Raw genomic sequence first — 2,545 nt, 5'->3', positions numbered from 1 at the left:
CCCCGGAACCCACTCCCTCTTGACACTGATATCTCAGGATGCTAACTAACTAACTCGGCGCGCCGAATCGCCCGTTCGGGAATGCGTCTGCGGACCGAACGGTTCGCCTCCTGCATGACGACAGTAGGAATCATCGGCGCAGGAAACATCGGCCAGGCCCTCGCTCGGGGCTTCGTGGACAACGGCTACGACGTGGTCATCGCCAACTCCCGCGGGCCCGAGACGCTGGCCGACCTCGTCGGCACGCTCGGCGATCACGCCCGCGCCGCCACCGCGCACGACGCGGGCGAGGCCGGCGACATCGTCGTGGGCACGGTCCCCCTCAAGGCATACCGCGAGGTCCCCGTCGCGCCGCTGCGCGGCAAGATCGTGCTCGACACGAACAACTACTACTGGGAGCGCGACGGCCGCATCGCCGATATCGACGAGAAGCGCACCACGACGTCGTAGATGCTGCAGCAGCACCTGCCGGAGAGCACCGTGGTGAAGGCGTTCAACCACATCCTGGCCGCCGACATCCTGACCGACGGCTCCCCCGCCGGCACCCCGGACCGCCGCGCCCTGGCGACCTCGAGCGACTCCGCCGAAGCCGTGGCCCTGGTCACGCGCATCTACGACGAGTTCGGCTACGACGCCGTCTCGGCCGGTCCTCTCGCCGAGAGCTGGCGCGTCGAGCGCGACCAGCCCGCGTACGTCGTCCGCCAGAACCGCGACGAACTGGAGCAGAACCTGGCCCGCGCCGAACGTTGAGCCCCGCCCCACCGATAAACGCGATCTGCACCGGCAAACGCGCTCAGCGAGCGTTTCTCGGAGCAGATCGCGTTGATGGATGCCAGGAGCCCGATGCCGTGCGGTGTCGGGCTCCCGTGCGTCAGAGGCCGGCGAGCGCCTGGTCGACGTCGGCCACGAGGTCCTCGGCGGACTCGATGCCGACCGACAGACGCACGATCGTGTCGGGAACGGCGAGCTCCGTGCCGCGGACGGACGCGTGGGTCATGGCATCCGGGTAGTTGACGAGCGACTCGACCCCGCCGAGGGACTCGGCGAGGGTGAACAGACGGGTCGACTCCGCGAAGCGGCGCGCGGTGGCCCCGTCGGCGAGCTCGAGCGAGACGATGCCGCCGAAACCGCTCATCTGGGATGCCGCGAGCGCGTGGCCCGGGTGCGACGGCAGGCCCGGGTAGTACACCTTCGCCACGCGGTCGTGTCCGGCGAGGTGCTCGGCGACGGCCTGCGCGTTGGCGCTGTGCCGCTGCATCCGGATGCCGAGCGTCTTGATGCCGCGCGTGGTCAGGTAGGCGTCGAACGGTCCCGACACCGCGCCCGCCGCGAACTGCAGGAACTGCACCTTCTCGGCGAGGTCGGCGTCGGCGAACGCGAGCGCGCCACCCACGACGTCGGAGTGGCCGCCGAGGTACTTCGTCGCCGAGTGCACCACGACGTCGGCGCCGAGCGTGAGCGGACGCTGCAACGCGGGAGAGGCGAAGGTGTTGTCCACGACGACGATCGCCGCGGCCTCGTGCCCGAGGCGGGCGAGCCCGGCGATGTCGGTGATGCGCAGCATCGGATTGCTGGGCGTCTCGACCCAGACCATGCGCGGCGCGCGCTCGGAGATCGCCGCGGCCACGGCATCCAGGTCGCTCATGTCGACCACGCGGAGCTTCACGCCCCACGGACCCAGCACGCGGGCGAGCAGGCGGTAGGTGCCGCCGTACACGTCGTTGCCGAGCAGCACCTCGTCGCCCGGGACGAGAGCTGCGCGCAGCAGCGCGTCCTCACCGGCCAGCCCCGACGCGAACGACAGCGCGCGCACCCCGCCCTCGAGCGCGGCGATCTGCGTCTCGAGCGCGGTGCGGGTGGGGTTGCCGCTGCGGCCGTACTCGTACCCGCCGCGCAGTCCCCCGATACCGTCCTGCGCGTACGTCGTCGACAGGTGGATCGGCGGGATGACCGCGCCGGTCGCGGGGTCGAAGGCCTGACCCGCGTGGACGGCGAGGCTGTCGAAGCCGCGGGCGGCGTCATGGGTGCTCATGCGGAGTGCTCCTCGGGGTCGGAGAGGGGAAGGACGGATGCCACGGGCTCGACGTCGTAGCCGTGCGCGGTCATCCACGCGTCGTCGAAGATCTTGCTGAGGTAGCCGCGGCCGTGGTCGGGCAGGAGGACCACGACGACGGCGTCGGCGGGGAGATCGCGCGCCACGCGCAGGGCACCGACGACGGCCATGCCGCTGGAGCCGCCGACGAGCAGCCCCTCCTCGCGGGCGAGGCGTCGCGTCATCGCGAAGGACTCGGCATCCGACACCCGCTCGTAGGCGTCGACCACGGTGGGGTCGAACGCGGGCGGCCAGAAGTCCTCGCCCACGCCCTCGACGTCGTAGCCGTGGATGTCGTCGCCGGAGTAGATCGAGCCGACGGGGTCGACGCCGACGATCCGCACCGACGAACCCGCCACCTCGCGGAGGTAGCGACCGGTGCCGCTGATCGTCCCCCCGGTGCCGACGCCGGCCACGAAGTGCGTGAGTGCACCGTCGGTGTCGCGCCAGACC

2 protein-coding genes and 1 pseudogene are annotated in these 2,545 nt (G+C 71.2%); 1 reads left to right on the top strand and 2 read right to left on the bottom strand.

Annotated elements, in window-relative coordinates:
- Nucleotides 1-114: 114 nt before the first annotated feature.
- Nucleotides 115-750: pseudogene (locus LQV45_RS25415) on the top strand (NADPH-dependent F420 reductase).
- 121 nt (nucleotides 751-871) lie between these two features.
- Here LQV45_RS25415 and LQV45_RS25410 read toward each other — a convergent pair.
- On the bottom strand, nucleotides 872-2,032 hold the full coding sequence (locus tag LQV45_RS25410) for a cystathionine gamma-synthase (RefSeq protein ID WP_230009407.1): 1,161 nt from the start codon (nucleotides 2,030-2,032) through the stop codon (nucleotides 872-874).
- Nucleotides 2,029-2,545: pyridoxal-phosphate dependent enzyme (locus tag LQV45_RS25405; protein WP_230009405.1), on the bottom strand; the 517-nt coding region annotated here is incomplete at its 5' end. The genes LQV45_RS25410 and LQV45_RS25405, both read right to left, overlap by 4 nt.

The organism is Microbacterium sp. Bi128, from assembly GCF_918698205.1.
The sequence above is the reverse complement of the archived record's forward strand: the minus strand, read 5'-3'. Positions and strand labels throughout refer to the sequence as shown.